Annotated in this window: 13 protein-coding genes; 5 read left to right on the top strand and 8 right to left on the bottom strand. The window is 55.1% G+C overall.

Annotated elements, in window-relative coordinates; all coding sequences use genetic code 11:
- Nucleotides 1-18: 18 nt before the first annotated feature.
- Complete coding sequence (locus DMG62_19295; GenBank protein ID PYY21161.1) at nucleotides 19-750, bottom strand: hypothetical protein; 732 nt, start codon at nucleotides 748-750, stop codon at nucleotides 19-21.
- A 48-nt stretch (nucleotides 751-798) separates the two neighbouring features.
- Between DMG62_19295 and DMG62_19290 the strand changes: the two genes are divergently transcribed.
- From DMG62_19290 to murA, 3 genes are all read left to right on the top strand, one after another.
- Entirely contained in the window at nucleotides 799-1,944 is a 1,146-nt protein-coding gene (locus tag DMG62_19290) for a serine hydrolase (protein ID PYY21160.1), read from the top strand.
- A gap of 105 nt (nucleotides 1,945-2,049) precedes the next feature.
- Entirely contained in the window at nucleotides 2,050-2,994 is a 945-nt protein-coding gene (gene murQ / locus DMG62_19285) for an N-acetylmuramic acid 6-phosphate etherase (GenBank protein ID PYY21159.1), read from the top strand.
- Between the two features lie 197 nt (nucleotides 2,995-3,191).
- The gene (gene murA, locus DMG62_19280; GenBank protein PYY21158.1) at nucleotides 3,192-4,502 is read left to right on the top strand and encodes a UDP-N-acetylglucosamine 1-carboxyvinyltransferase; all 1,311 of its coding nucleotides are present in this window, start codon (nucleotides 3,192-3,194) and stop codon (nucleotides 4,500-4,502) included.
- Nucleotides 4,503-4,525: 23 nt separating this feature from the next.
- Here the strand turns inward: murA and DMG62_19275 are convergent, their stop codons facing one another.
- The 3 genes from DMG62_19275 to DMG62_19265 form a co-directional block, all read right to left on the bottom strand.
- Nucleotides 4,526-5,440 carry a hypothetical protein gene (locus DMG62_19275; protein PYY21157.1) on the bottom strand — a complete coding sequence of 305 codons (915 nt, stop codon included), beginning with the start codon at nucleotides 5,438-5,440 and terminating at the stop codon, nucleotides 4,526-4,528.
- 81 nt (nucleotides 5,441-5,521) lie between these two features.
- Complete coding sequence (gene pnp / locus DMG62_19270) at nucleotides 5,522-7,915, bottom strand: polyribonucleotide nucleotidyltransferase (GenBank protein ID PYY21156.1); 2,394 nt, start codon at nucleotides 7,913-7,915, stop codon at nucleotides 5,522-5,524.
- Between the two features lie 259 nt (nucleotides 7,916-8,174).
- The gene (locus tag DMG62_19265; GenBank protein PYY21301.1) at nucleotides 8,175-8,441 is read right to left on the bottom strand and encodes a 30S ribosomal protein S15; all 267 of its coding nucleotides are present in this window, start codon (nucleotides 8,439-8,441) and stop codon (nucleotides 8,175-8,177) included.
- A 128-nt stretch (nucleotides 8,442-8,569) separates the two neighbouring features.
- Between DMG62_19265 and DMG62_19260 the strand changes: the two genes are divergently transcribed.
- Both DMG62_19260 and DMG62_19255 read left to right on the top strand, forming a co-directional pair.
- Entirely contained in the window at nucleotides 8,570-9,817 is a 1,248-nt protein-coding gene (locus tag DMG62_19260; GenBank protein PYY21155.1) for an MFS transporter, read from the top strand.
- A 293-nt stretch (nucleotides 9,818-10,110) separates the two neighbouring features.
- Complete coding sequence (locus tag DMG62_19255) at nucleotides 10,111-10,350, top strand: hypothetical protein (GenBank protein PYY21154.1); 240 nt, start codon at nucleotides 10,111-10,113, stop codon at nucleotides 10,348-10,350.
- A 212-nt stretch (nucleotides 10,351-10,562) separates the two neighbouring features.
- Here the strand turns inward: DMG62_19255 and DMG62_19250 are convergent, their stop codons facing one another.
- The 4 genes from DMG62_19250 to DMG62_19235 all read right to left on the bottom strand — a co-directional run bounded on the left by DMG62_19250 (nucleotide 10,563) and on the right by DMG62_19235 (nucleotide 14,399).
- The gene (locus DMG62_19250; protein PYY21153.1) at nucleotides 10,563-11,033 is read right to left on the bottom strand and encodes a hypothetical protein; all 471 of its coding nucleotides are present in this window, start codon (nucleotides 11,031-11,033) and stop codon (nucleotides 10,563-10,565) included.
- A 108-nt stretch (nucleotides 11,034-11,141) separates the two neighbouring features.
- Nucleotides 11,142-12,206 (bottom strand): peptidase M48, encoded by a 1,065-nt coding sequence (locus tag DMG62_19245; GenBank protein PYY21152.1) that lies wholly within the window; start codon nucleotides 12,204-12,206, stop codon nucleotides 11,142-11,144.
- Between the two features lie 197 nt (nucleotides 12,207-12,403).
- Nucleotides 12,404-12,931, bottom strand: coding sequence for a hypothetical protein (locus DMG62_19240; protein PYY21151.1), 528 nt, complete (start codon nucleotides 12,929-12,931; stop codon nucleotides 12,404-12,406).
- Between the two features lie 193 nt (nucleotides 12,932-13,124).
- Nucleotides 13,125-14,399, bottom strand: a complete 1,275-nt coding sequence (locus tag DMG62_19235) for an inositol-3-phosphate synthase (GenBank protein ID PYY21300.1) — start codon at nucleotides 14,397-14,399, stop codon at nucleotides 13,125-13,127.
- Between the last annotated feature and the right edge of the window lie 138 nt (nucleotides 14,400-14,537).

Raw genomic sequence — 14,537 nt, 5'->3', positions numbered from 1 at the left:
TCGCGTCTGACGCGACGATCATTGCATTCCGAAGAGCGCGTTTACGTGAGCAGTCACCTTGATCTTGCTCGCCTGAAAGTCCTCCGTTGGAGCCGGCGCCTTCGCCTCCATTGTTGTCATTGCCATCCGAGCATAGGGCACAACCGGAATAGCCTGTTGAGTATCCACCGATCCCGACAGCAAGACACCTAATTGCTTTCCGCTCGCTTTAGCCAGAGTGTCAGCATAGGTCCTCGCACGCGCATAGGCTTTATCAATAGCTTTCTGCTTGGCCGCATCGATCTCCTCGAGGTCGTAACTCATATTCTGCCCGGTGATTCCACCAAGACCGGCCAATGCTTCGGTGACAGGACCAATCTTGCTGAAGTCCTTCAGCTTGATCGTCACGTTCGTGCCAACCCGATATGCGATCACCTTCTGCTTCGGATTTTTGTAGTCAAACACGGGATACAGGCTGTAGCGGGAGAGCTCTACAGTTTTGGGATCAACACCAGCGCCGCGCAGTGCTTGGCGCATTTCGTCGGCCAGGCGGCTGGCGCTATTAAACGCCGCTTGTGATGTGTTCTCCTGGGCTGAGAGCGAGCAGGCGATCACGGCAGTATCCGGAGCAGACTCGAATTCGCCATCCGCACCGACTGAAATCGAATTCGGGAGGAATCCCCGGGGTTCCTGGGCAAGAGCAGCAAAGCTCACAAGCAACACGAGGACTATCGCAAATTTCAAAACGGCCTCCTCTTGATCGGGACTCAATCTTAGAACGGTTGACGATCACCCGCTTGCAGGAGCTTCCCTTACACTGTGGGAGTGACAGATCTACCGCGGGCGCATGGTTTCGAAGTGATAGGCCACGCTGCGCCTTGTGTGGTTCGGCGCGCACAGGGCTATTCTGGGCAGCGCGCGGTGGCCATCCTCAGTCATGGTTGCGAAGAGAGGGCTTTTCCCGGCTCGGCATTCGCAGTCGCTCGGAACGGCAATACAATCCTTCAGGGAGCGGTCGGAGGGTTTACGTACGACGGGAGCTCTGAGGATGTGACGCTTTCGACAATCTTTGACATCGCCTCTGTTACTAAAGCCGTCGCCACCAGCTCGATGGCTATGCTGCTCTGTGAACGCCGCCAGCTCACTTTGCAGCAGCCAGTGATCGACATCCTTCCGGAATTCGAACAGAAAGATTCGCGGCGCAAGCTTGTGACGCTCGAGATGTTGCTTGCGCATTCTTCTGGATTACCCGCCTACATAAAGCTGTTTCAGCAGGCAAGAGATCGTGCTTCCTTGTTGCGGTTGGCGTTTCAGGTTCCGTTGGAACGAGATCCAGGAACTCGCGCCGACTACAGCGACATAGGATTCATACTTCTCAGCGAGTTGCTGGAACGAGTTACCGGCGAAGGCTTGGATTCTTTCTGCGCACGGGAGATATTCGTTCCCCTAAAAATGCGTTCAACCGTCTTTGGCCCGAAGCCAGAACTACGAAGCGCCATTCCACCGACGCGCAACGATCAGGATTTCCGGCATCGCGTTATTCAAGGCGAGGTTCATGACGAGAACGCAAGCGTCATGGGCGGCGTTTCCGGTCATGCTGGGTTGTTCTCGAACACCACCGATCTAATGCTCTTCTCGGCCAGCATGTTGGGATTTGGAACACAATTATTTCGTCCCGCAACAATCGAGCTGTTTACTCGACGGCAAACTCTACCTGCCGGAACGTCGCGCGCACTAGGCTGGGACACTCCATCCAATCCATCGCAATCCGGCAAATATTTTTCTCCGCGTTCCTTCGGACATCTCGGCTATACAGGAACATCGCTTTGGATCGATGCTGAACGCAATCTCGCCATCGCTTTGCTGACCAATCGCACTTGGCCGGACAACGAGTCTCAACTCATCAAGATGATTCGGCCGGCGTTTCACGACGCGGTCATGGAGGAAGTTCTGAAGATTTCGTGATTTATCCCCTTTTGTGATTTGCAGAATCTTCAATCGCGAAATCGCAAAATCACTCAATCGCAGAATCAGCGCCGCGCCACTTGCCTTACACTCTAGCTACAGCTCATGCCCGCATTAACAACTGAATCCGCGCTTCAATCAATGATCACGGAGCAGCAAAACACGGCATCCCAGGCGCTTGACAGCAAATCAGCGCTCGAGATTGCAACCACCATCAACAACGAGGACTCAAAGGTTGCGGGAGCGGTAGGCAAAGCCCTACCCCAAATCGCCCAGGCGATTGATGCGGTTGCGGACGCTTTGGCTCGCGGAGGGCGATTGATTTACGTCGGCGCAGGAACTAGCGGCCGAATTGCGGCTCTCGATGCCGCTGAGTGTCCGCCAACGTTCAGCACCGATCCCAAGCAGGTCCAGTTCGTAATTGCTGGAGGGGAGAAAGCACTCGGACGAGCGGTGGAAGCCAATGAAGACTCAACAAGCCTGGGGCAGCACGACATTGCGAAATTGAAACCATCCAAGAAAGACGTAGTGGTGGGAATCGCCGCAAGCGGGCGCACGCCTTATACCGTCGCAGCTGTAGAGTACGCAAAGAAGAAGGGTGCGAAAACGGTTGGTGTTTCTTGCAATGCCGGCTCCCCACTTTCTCAAGTTGCCGACATCGCGATCGCAGCCGAAGTTGGACCTGAGGTCATTTCCGGTTCTACGCGGATGAAAGCTGGAACAGCCCAGAAGATGGTGCTCAATATGATCACCACAGGCGCAATGACGAGGCTCGGTTATGTTTATGGGAACTTGATGGTGAACGTCTCTCCGAAGAACGAAAAACTCGTCGAGCGGGCTATCACGATTCTCAGCAAGGCGGCTGATACAGACCGCGAGCGCGCAAAGGAGGCTTTGCTCAAAGCAGGCAAGAGCGTCCCTGTGGCATTGATTATGCTGAAAAGTGGAGCAAGTCTAGCGAAAGCGAAGGGCATGCTGAAGACCAATGGCGGCAATGTGAGACGAGCAATCGAATCCTCCGGAAGTGCTAAGCCTTCCGGCACGAGATAATCATTCGAATCAGGTTAACCTCGGATGTGCGACCAGTCCTCTGCGGTTAGAATCTAAACACCAACATTCTTCGCGCTGCTCCTTGCGAGCGGATTGCGGCCATTTAAACGCAAATAAACGGGTCCTGATGATTCCCCTATATGCAGGAACCACGACGCAAGGACGTAGTCTCCGAAGTCCCCAGGTATTCAACCAAAATGGATAAATTTGTCATTCGAGGCGGCAATCCCCTAGTCGGAACGGTTCGTGTCAGCGGCGCAAAGAACGCCGCATTGCCGGCAATGGCCGCTGCAATTCTTACAGAAGAACCAGTCATTCTGGAGGCCATCCCGGACGTTCGCGATATTCAAACCGAACGCAAGCTGCTCGAATCAATGGGCGCTGAAGTCGAGTTGGGATACGGTCGGGCGCATCATCGCACCAGCATCTGCTGCCGCAATCTGAGCAGTCCGGAAGCCAAATACGAGCTGGTAAAAACTATGCGTGCCTCGACTCTCGTGTTGGGTCCGCTCGTCGCCCGGATGGGAGTTGCCCGCGTATCTCTGCCCGGTGGCTGCGCTATCGGCGCACGTCCGATCGATCTTCACATCAAAGGCCTTGAGAAGATGGGTGCGCAGATCACGCAGGAGCATGGCTACATCGAAGCGAAGACTGATCGCTTGAAAGGCGCGCACATCGTTTTCGAAAAGATCACTGTCACCGGCACTGAGGATCTACTGATGGCAGCTACTCTTGCCGACGGCGAAACGATCATGGAGAATTGCGCCCGTGAACCTGAGGTCGCAGATCTCGCCGCGCTCCTAAATAAGATGGGTGCAAACATTGAAGGCGCTGGAAGCTCTACGATTCGCGTGAAAGGCGTGGACAAGCTGGGCGGCGCAAAGCACCGCATTATTCCGGACCGCATCGAGGCGGGAACATTCGTTGTAGCCGGTGCGATTACCGGCGGTGATCTCATAGTCGCGGGCTGCGAGCCCGCCCACATGAGTGCGCTGCTATCGAAGCTTCAGGAATGTGGAGTAAAAATCCGAACCGGCGAAGACTCTGTTCGCGTGCAAGCCGATGGCGATCTTCGTGGCGCTGACATTGTGACTGAAGAACATCCCGGTTTTCCCACAGACATGCAGGCGCAATACATGGCTCTGGCAACACAAGCGGAAGGTACTTCGATTGTGACCGAGAACATCTTCGAGAATCGCTTCATGCACGCGCAGGAACTGGTGCGCATGGGCGCAAATATCAAGATCGAAGGACGCCGCGCGATCGTTCGCGGTAAGACTCCGCTAAGCGCAGCCGCAGTGCTCGCCTCCGATCTCCGCGCATCCGCCTCTCTGGTACTCGCAGCGCTGGTAGCCGACGGAGAAACGATCATCGACCGCGTTTACCACATTGACCGTGGATACGAGCGTATTGAAGAAAAATTGCGCGGCGTAGGCGCTCAGATGAAACGCATCGGCGAAATGCTACCCAACAAGAAGAGCGGCCAGCTCACCGGCGCGACAGCGTAATACAAACGCAGCATGCTGCGTCTTTACCTGGCATCAGCTTCAACCTGCAGCCTCATTTCAGCCTCGTCTTCCGCTCGCAGTACTGTCGCAACCGATACCAAAACCAGACTGGCCGCGGCAATCATCAAGATTGGCAGGCTTTCTCGCAGGAACAGTGCTCCTTCCGCCATCGCAACCATGGGCACGACCAGATTGATCGTCGAAAGCTGATAGGCCTGCATTTTGCGCAACAGCCAGTAATAGAGAGAGAACGTAATCACCGAGCCAAAAATCGTCAGGAAGGCCAGGGCGAGAACGCTGGTCGAATTCCAGTCCGATTCCCGCCTGGTTTCCGTCAGGAGACTAGCAATACACAATATGCCGGCACCTACGCAGAATTGAACTGCGGTTCCCAAAAGAGGACTCACTTCGCCAATCTCGCGCTTCGCGAAGACCGCGGCCCACGAACTGCTAATCACCGCCGCAATTACCGCGCCTCCTCCCAGCAGGAGATATTTCGAGACGGAAAGCTCTGTGTAGAACAACGTTGCCATTCCACCTAACCCCAGCAGCATGGCAAACACCGCGCCGCGAGGAACACGCGTGCGCGTCATTACTGGCGTAAACAGCGCAACGAACAGAGGACAGGTAGAAAAGATGACAGCCGTCATTGAGGAGCTAATGCGGTACTCTGCCCAAAACAGCAGTCCATAAGGCAGCCCCATCATTGTGATCCCGAGAATGACGAGAGCCCGCCATTCCCGTAGGCTCATGCGAAATACTCTGGCTCGCGTGATTGCGGCTATTAGCAGGATGATTGCCGCGAGAAAGAATCGAATTGCGGCTGCGCGCAACGGTGGTACATCGCGCACAAGCAAACGGATTGCGCCCCAGGTGCTGCCCCATATAAGACAAATCAGGGCGTAGGAGAGATAGTGCTTGCGCGTCAGTTTGGCCATAGCAGCCGGCTCGGTTCGAAACGGGACTATAAAGCATAAGAGGAGACTCGCGTCTCCTCTTAGCACTTCAGTTTGAAGCTCTCAGTGCCTTCCCCCGCCGCCACCACCACGGTTACGATCACCTCCGCGCCCACGTCCATGATGACGTCGCCCACGGCCAGCTGGACGGCCACCTTCACGACGTGCTCCCTGGCGCTCTCCCCCTGCTCCAGCATGCGCAGGCTCGCCTTCGGCGCGATTGAAGTTAGGCTCGTTTTGATCCTCGGCGAAGTCAGCACCGCCTTCGATGGTGATGCTTTCGCCTCCATTGGGACTCACTGCCTCATGACGCTCCCCGGCCCCGTCTCCCTCTGAACCGGGTGTTCCGGCTTGAGCTCCCATTTTGGCACGCTGCTCCCGCAAGATCGCCTTCCGAGAGAGCTTGATGCGATTGCCTTCAATGGCCAAGACTTTCACCAGAATTTGGTCGCCCTCGTGAAGCTCATCACGTACGTCCTTGATGCGGTGTTCTGCAATTTCGCTGATGTGCAGCAAGCCGTCGGTTCCGGGGAAGATTTCGACGAATGCTCCGAAATCGGCGAGACGAACGACTTTCCCAAGATACGTCTTTCCCACTTCGGGCGAAGCCGTGATGTCGCCGATGATCTGCAGTGCCTTGCTCATCATTGCTGCATCACTGGAAGCTACATTCACCTTGCCGGAATCCTCAACATCGATCTTTACGCCAGTTTGCTCGACGATTCCACGGATCACCTTGCCTCCGGGACCGATCAGGTCGCGAATCTTGTCTACTGGAATCTGCAGCGTATGGATGCGCGGAGCAAACTTCGACACCGCGCTGCGCGTCTCTGGCAGCGCTTCCTGCATCTTGTCGAGGATGAATAAGCGTCCTTGACGCGCCTGTTCGAGCGCTTCACGCATGATCTGTCCGGTGATACCGGCGATCTTGATATCCATCTGCAGAGCCGTGATTCCCTGCCTGGTTCCAGCAACTTTGAAGTCCATGTCGCCGTAGTGATCTTCTGCACCGGCAATGTCAGTCAGGATGGAGTAATCGTCACCCTCTTTCACCAAGCCCATCGCTACTCCGGCAACCGGGGCCTTGATCGGCACTCCAGCATCCATAAGCGACAAGGCGGCGCCACAGACCGATGCCATTGAGGAGGAACCGTTCGATTCGAGAATGTCGGAGACGATGCGCATCGTGTACGGCCAGGTGTCAGCGTCTGGCAGCACGGCAGTAATCGCGCGCTCTGCCAGTGCGCCATGTCCAATTTCTCGACGTCCCACACCGGTCATTCGGCCAGTCTCGCCCACCGAGAACGGTGGGAAGTTGTAGTGCAGCATGAAGTTCTTCTTCTTCTCGCCCTCAAAATTCTCCAGCCGCTGCACGTCGTCAGAGGTTCCCAAAGTGGTCGTGACCAACGCTTGTGTTTCACCGCGGGTAAAGATCGCCGAACCGTGGGTTCTCGGAAGTACACTGGTTTCAATGGTGATGTTGCGAATCTCATCGAACTTGCGGCGATCGGGACGCATGCGACCCTTAGTCACCTGCTCGCGGAACAGGCGCTCGCGCAGAACTTCGTAATAGTGCTCAAGCTTTTCCGCGGCAGCTTCATCACCCTCCGGCAGCTTCGACTTGAGTTCCTTCTCGATCTCCGCGACTTTCGTATAGCTCTCGATCTTCGGATACTTCTTGGTATCGAGTGCGTCACTCAGGCGGTCGCCAATTTTCGACTTGAGCTCGCGGAAGTACTTCTCGTCGAACTCCGGCGGAGCGATCTGACGTTTCGGCTTGCCTGCTCGCGAGGCCAAATCCGTGATCGCCGAAACGATCTTCTTGATTTCGGTATGGGCAAACTCGATCGCATCTACTACTTTGTCTTCGGTGACTTCGTTTGCTCCCGACTCAATCATCACAATGCCGTCTTTTGTGCCGACCACCATGATGTTGAGCAGGCTCTCGCGCCGTTCCGCATAACTAGGGTTGATCACCATCTCGCCATTCACGATTCCGACGCGAACTGCGCCTACCGGTCCGGCAAATGGAACGTCAGACAAGGTAATCGCACAGGACGCCGCGTTAATCGCGGCCACGTCAGGATCATTCTCGGTATCAGCCGAAAGCACGAGCGCAATCACCTGGGTTTCGTTCTTGAAGTTTTCCGGGAACAGCGGCCGGATGGGACGATCAATCTGCCGCGCGGTAAGAATTTCGCGTTCGCTAGGACGGCCCTCTCGCTTGATAAATCCGCCAGGAATGCGTCCACCAGCATAGGTGTACTCGCGGTAATCGACGGTTAATGGGAAGAAGTCTTGTCCTTCCCGAGGCTCAGGAGCCGCTACGGCCGTAGCGAGTACTACGTTGTCACCGATTCTGACTACAGCAGCACCGGGAGCCTGTTTGGCTAAACGGCCAGTTTCAAATTCGAGTCGCTTACCGCCTGTGAGTTCAACGGATGCGTCTTGCTTCATGAATTCCTCATTTCATTTGGAGGGCTGCCAGCGGGCAGCTTGGAGGGGTGAGCAAGCGGAAAGGTACCTGTACCTTCCACTAGTGAAGGTTCGAGACGAACGGTGTAGGGCAGACAGCAAAGCTGGTCTCGACCGAAGGTCGGCATCATGCACGCTCGGGAGGAAGCAGGCCGGTCTTCGCGGGGCGCTTACACTTTGGCCAATTCGAGTTCGCTCGAAATGCGGCCAAAATCGCGGAGAATGGCCGCCCCTGGTCCTGTTACTTGCGAATGCCGAGTTTCTGGATTACGTCCTTATAACGCTCGGAATCGTAGTTCTTGAGGTAGTCGAGCAGGCGGCGACGCTTACTGACCATCATCAGGAGACCGCGGCGGGAGGCGTGATCCTTTTGGTGCGACTTGAAGTGTTCCGTCAATTCACCGATGCGTTCACTGAGCACCGCGATCTGTACCTCGGGGCTGCCGGTATCGTTATCGTGGGTGCGGAACCGGGTAATGACGTCTTGTTTACGCTCTCTAGCTAACACTGAAGCTGGTGACACTCCTATTATTTGTTCGAGTCCTTTAAGTCTCTCTAGCAGAGTAACATGGACGAGTTTTTTGCACAAACGCGGCCCCGACAAAAGAACACCTGCTAAGCTCTTGCCCTCGTTAAATGGCTAATCCCTTCGCATTCATTGCGGAAGCGACTCCAGCACAGCGTCGAACTCTCCTAGCCGCCGCGCTCGGATGGATGCTCGACGCATTCGACGTAATGCTCTATTCGCTGGTCGTCGCCTACATTATCCGGGACCTGCACATGAGTAAGCAGACGGCAGGTCTGCTGAACACCCTCACCCTGCTTGCATCCGGTATCGGAGGCGTGCTGTTCGGCTTCATCGCCGACCGCATCGGTCGCACACGAGCCCTCATGCTGAGCATCCTCACTTATTCGGTTTGCTCCTTTGCCAGTGGGCTGGCAACTTCAGTGGTCGTGCTGGCTTGCGTGCGCTTTCTTCTTGGATTAGGCATGGGAGGCGAGTGGAACACTGGGGCAACGCTCGTCGCGGAGAGCTGGCCAACTCAGTTTCGCGCCCGAGCCCTTGCCGTCGTGCAGAGCTCCTGGGCAATCGGTTATGCATTAGCTGCCGTGGTCGCGGGTGTGATGCTGCAAAGAACAACGTGGCGATTCGTCTTTTTTGTCGGGGTATTGCCGGCGCTTGTTACGCTGTGGATACAGCAGGGTGTTCCCGAATCGGAACTTTGGAAAGAGCGGCGAACCGGCGCTCCGCCAACGACCGCGAGCGAGCAAGTTCGTTTCGTCGACCTGTTCGGCAAGCGATACCGAAGGAAGACGGTGACGCTGCTTCTGATGAACATGTTCGGAATGTTCGGCTGGTGGGGCTTGTTTACCTGGATCCCGCCTTATCTCTCACTGCCTGTCGAGCAAGGCGGTCGTGGATTTAGTGCGCTCAATACGACGGGATTATTGGTCTTTCTCAATCTAATAGGGATGGCGCCCGGCTACTCTACATTCGGCTGGGTAGCGGATCGCCTGGGACGACGTCCATCGGTAATTCTTTACACAGTCATGGCTGCCGCGTTCGTTCCGCTTTATGCAGCCGCGCGAGAGCCAGCCGTATTACTCGTGCTCGGTGCGATCGTGGCATTTTTTGGCACTGGCTTCTTTTCCGGATCGGGAATTATCGGGAGCGAACTATTTCCGACCGACGTTCGCGCACGTGCGCTAGGCTTTACCTACAATGGAGCACGCGCGATGAGCTCCGTTGCGCCGTTCACCATCGGAAGAATCGGTCAGCAGCACGGACTCAATTCCGCTTTTTATGTTTGCGCCGTCGCATTTCTTCTTTCTGCTCTGATTGCAATTTTTATCCCCGAAACTCTTGGAACCGAGCTGACGTGAGTTGGCGTCTCAATTGCTTTAACACCCGTTTCGGAACAGTCTTGATAGTCTCATCCGGGTTGAGCGTTGAGACGGATGCTCTAAGTCCAGCAGCATCAATGAATTATGAATTCCACAGCACCTCTGGGCGAGATTCGGGGTTTACCCCATTGAAGCAAAAAGTTGCAACTTAAAGAAAGTAGCGAAACGTTAAGGAACCAAATTCAGCTCTTCTGAATCTAACGTCTTGACAAGGAGAGAAGCTGGATTATAAAGGGCTTCTTTCTGGGTGTTATCTGCCAAGGGGTGTTGTGATGAGTCTGGTCGATCTGTTCTTCGGTTGTTGGCACAAGAATTACAGTTTCCCGAGAACGGCTAAGGGCGCGCGTCGATCCGGGGCCGCGGCCCAAACTGGGACATACGTAGTGTGCCTCGATTGTGGCAAAGAATTCGCTTATGACTGGCAGGAGATGAAAATTCTCACCTCTGCGCCGAAAACTTCGACGGTGACAACGATTTCTGAGCCAGTGACGTCGCTGGCAAAGACCGCCTGATCGTCGACATTTTTCTCATCAAAGATGGACCGGATTCCGGTCCATCTTTTTGCATTTCATTCAGTTCGCCAAAAAAGCCCGAAGGATATTGAGTCTGCTGTCGGGGTATCTGGTTTCAGAATTCAGCCGTCCCGCAAGGACCGCGGAACTCGGATATGCCACACGTGCCGCACAAACCCGGCACTCCTCTGTGCTCTACGGCCGCAGTAAGCTCAGACTTGATCAGCTGTGACTAGCACTCGATCGAGCAAGGAAAGAAGATCGGTGACGGTGATGATTCCCACCAATTTTCCATCAGACTCCGCGACCAACACGGACGAAAACTTTTTTGTGATCATGATGTGAACCGCTTGCTGCACAGGCGCGTCGGGATGAATTGTGATCGGGTCTCTGGTCATTGCCTGCGTCACCGATGTGCCCTCGAAGATTTTGTTGTATTCGTCCGCGCTGAGTTTTGAGAGGACTGAGGGAGCAAGCCGCGAAACATCGCGGTCGCTGATGATGCCAACTGCCTTCCCGTCAGCCGAGACCACCGGCACATGGCGTTTTCCGGTGCGGCGAATCAGCACTGCAGCATCCAGAAGGCGTGCATCGACCGTCAGGGAAGTCACCGTGCTCGTCATGTAATCGCGCACGCGAAACTTCGTTTTCACGATAGTCTGCTGCCCACTTTGGTCGCCCATAGGATGGGCATGATAGCAGAAGGTAGAGACGTAGCATGCTGCGCCTCTACGAAAACAAAAAAGGGCGGTCCAAAATGGACCGCCCTTTTTTACTACCGAAAACGGAAATTAGTCGTTGTTATCACGACGATGCAACGTAGGACGATCATCGTCGGTCGTCTTGCCATCTTTATCCGTCTTGTTCGACGCACGACGCAGAGAAGGCTTGCTCGTGTCCTTGTCGTCGATGACTTTGCGACGATTCTCCAGAGCCGCCAGTCGCGCCTTCACCTGATCGAATTCCGAAGTGGTAACTACGTATTCATCCTTCTGCGGCAGAATTCTGGCGATCTCCTGCTGCGTATGCTCAACGCGATCCGGAGTCGCAGGATGCGAAGCAAAGGCCTTCGCCAACGCGCCAGGCTTTTTCTTTTCCGTAGCCTCGATCTTTTCGAAGAAGTCGACCATCGCCTGCGGATCGTAGCCGCTGGCATAGAGATACTGGGTTCCCAGATAGTCGGCTTGCGCCTCGAATCCACGCGAGAATTTCATGAAGGTGAGCGGAATGCCGATACCGGCAGCTTCGTACGCCGCATAACCGATTCCACCGCCGATAAAGATCAGCGGGATGGTGGCAAAGTTCGCCCAATTAGCGCGCGTCATCTGGCGCATGGCGTGGCGGGCGCAAACGTGGGCGATCTCATGCGCCATAACGCCAGCCAGCTCCGACTCGTCATCGGCGGCCAGAATTGTTCCAGTGTTTACATAGAAGAAGCCACCGGGAAGTGCGAAGGCGTTGATTTGATCGTCATCGATGACTTTAATTGTGAACGGCACCTTCGCATCGGAGTGGCGCACCAGGTTCTGCCCGATGCGATTTACGTATTCGTTCACCACCGGATCGGTCACCAGTTTGGCGCTCTGCTCCACCTGCTGGGCGTACTGCTTGCCCATGGAGACTTCCTTTTCGATCGAGTACCAATTCCCCAAGCCTTTATTGCCGATGTCGCGATTGCCAATCGCATTCACATCGTCGAGACTGCCCTTCTTTACGTTATCGATGGTAGGAACAGGTTGGGTTTGCGGGTCCTTTGGGTCGTCTTTAGGGTGGTCGTTTGACCGAGCGCTAGCCGGCAGAACCGATAACGTGCATGCGAGAACTCCAGCCAGCATCCACTTTGCCAGGTGTTTCATAAGTCCTTTACTCCGTTTAGGTGAGGCGATTTGAGACACAAAGCCCTACCCTGTTAGACGCCTTTTCTAAAGCTTAGTTTCGGTAGGAAATCAGATAAATTCCGCAAGACCGATCCTGACGCCTCCACATCAAGTGTACGCCCAGTGGCAAGCCGCGGACTCAAGGTACATGCACTTCCGGCGGGACTATCGGGTCCTTAAATCCGCAGCCGTGCTCTGTCGATCTCGGGCAATTTAAGGATCACAATCTCAGAAGCCATCCACTCGCCCTCATTGTCCTGCTCGGCCGTCACTCGTACTTCGGCGCTGTCCTTGAGGGACTCGGAAGCGCTCGCAACTCGCTGGGAAGGCGGCACATCGGCGCCAAAACGCACGCGGCATTTCTGGATGTTAACCCGCCGCATCAAGCCACCTCGGCCAGCTACGTAAATGTACTTGCCTGCTTCCCGCTTCGTACCCTCTACAACCCGGCCCTGAAAAGTACCTGTGATGGAAAAGACCGGTAAGCTGATTAAAAAGGAGAAGCAGAGGACAACGCCAAGAAATTGGCCTTTGCGCCGAGTCCGGCAATCGAAGTGGCCGCGCATCTCCGGTTGAGATGCACATCTTACGAGAGAAGATGACGAAGGATCGTGCCGGGCGATGAGAAACGCCCGCAATGCCGAGACAGCAGTTCTTAACGCCGAAGGCGCGTCATTCTTGCAACCCATGTGCGGCTGAGCCATGGAAACGCTCAGAAGAAAGCTCTCGAAACATTTTCAATCAAGTCAGGCCACATCCGACAGAACTAGAAAGAATGCCGCCCTGCGGGCTCAGGACGTTTGGCAATCTCACAACCCACGGCTGCCGCACGTAGGCTACAAGAATGTCGCGCCTTTGGCACGCACTCTACTTGGAATGCAGAGCTTCGCAGCGCGACTAGTCGTAGTATTCCAACCCCAAGTGCGTGATCATCTCCTGCCCGCGAAGGTGCCGCAGTGTGTTCTTCAGCTTCATGGACTGAATGAAGAGATCGTGCTCCGGATACAGCCCAAGCGCGGTCATCGGCGACTTGAAGTAGAAGCTCAGCCACTCCTGAATGCCTAGGCCCTGCAGCCCAGGGGTGCGCTGGGCAAGATCCAGAAAGAGAACCAGGTCGAGGACGATGGGGGCAGCGAGGATCGAATCCCGGCACAGGAAATCCACCTTGATCTGCATCGGATAGTTGAGCCACCCGAAGATGTCGATGTTGTCCCACCCCTCCTTGTTATCGCCGCGGGGAGGATAGTAGTTAATCCGAACCTTGTGGAAGATGTTCCCGTAGAGCTCCGGATAGAGCTCAGGCTGCAGAATGTGCTCGAGCACTCCGAGCTTCGATTCCTCTTTCGTCTTGAAGGACTCCGGATCGTCCAGCACTTCGCCATCGCGATTACCAAGGATGTTGGTGGAATACCACCCGCTCACGCCCAACATGCGAGCCTTAAACGCCGGCGCGAGTACGGTTTTGATCAAGGTTTGCCCCGTTTTGAAATCCTTGCCGCAAATTGGTGCGCTGTTCCGGCGGGACAGCTCATGCATTGCAGGAATGTCTACCGTAAGATTCGGTGCGCCATTCGCAAATGGCACTCCTTCCATCAGCGCGGCGTAGGCATAGATCATGGACGGCGCAATATCAGGACTACTCTCCTTGAGCGCCTTCTCGAAAGATTTGACTGAGGTATGCGCTGCGGTCTGCTGCAGGAAAATCTCAGTCGAACCGCACCACATCATGACTAACCGGTCGGCGCCGGAACTCTTCTTGAAGTCGCGGATATCGGCGCGCAGCTGCTCTGCGAGATCCATCTTCGATTTGCCCGACTTGATGTGGTGCCCATCCAGCTTTTTGACATAATGGCGATCAAAGACCGCTTTGCGAGGCTTTACTGACTTAAGGAATGGCTTTACTTTGTCGAGCAGCTCTTTCTCAATCACGCCGGCCTTGCTGGCCGCGATGTACATGTCGTCTTCAAAAATGTCCCAACCAGTGAAGACCAGGCTTTCCAAGTCTGCAAGCGGAACAAACTGACTGACCTTGGGAGTACGGCCCTCAGTGCGTTTTCCCAGGCGAACAGTTCCCATTTGGGTCAGCGATCCGATAGGTTTTGCATGCCCTTTTCGTACAGCTTCCACTCCAGCAACAAATGTGGTCGCCACCGCTCCCATTCCGGGAATCATGATGCCCAGCCTGCCCTTTGCCGGAGCGATCTTGTCTCCGGCAGCCCTCTTGTCTTTCGCCATTCTTGGCTGATCACCTCTGATGAATTTTTCTGGATTGCGCAAAACGAGTATGTTCTCGTATCGAACTCTGAATTG

Source organism: Acidobacteriota bacterium, from assembly GCA_003225175.1.
Taxonomy (GTDB): Bacteria; Acidobacteriota; Terriglobia; order Terriglobales; family Acidobacteriaceae; genus Gp1-AA112.
Note: the sequence above shows the minus strand (reverse complement) of the source record. Positions and strands in the feature narration are given on the sequence as shown.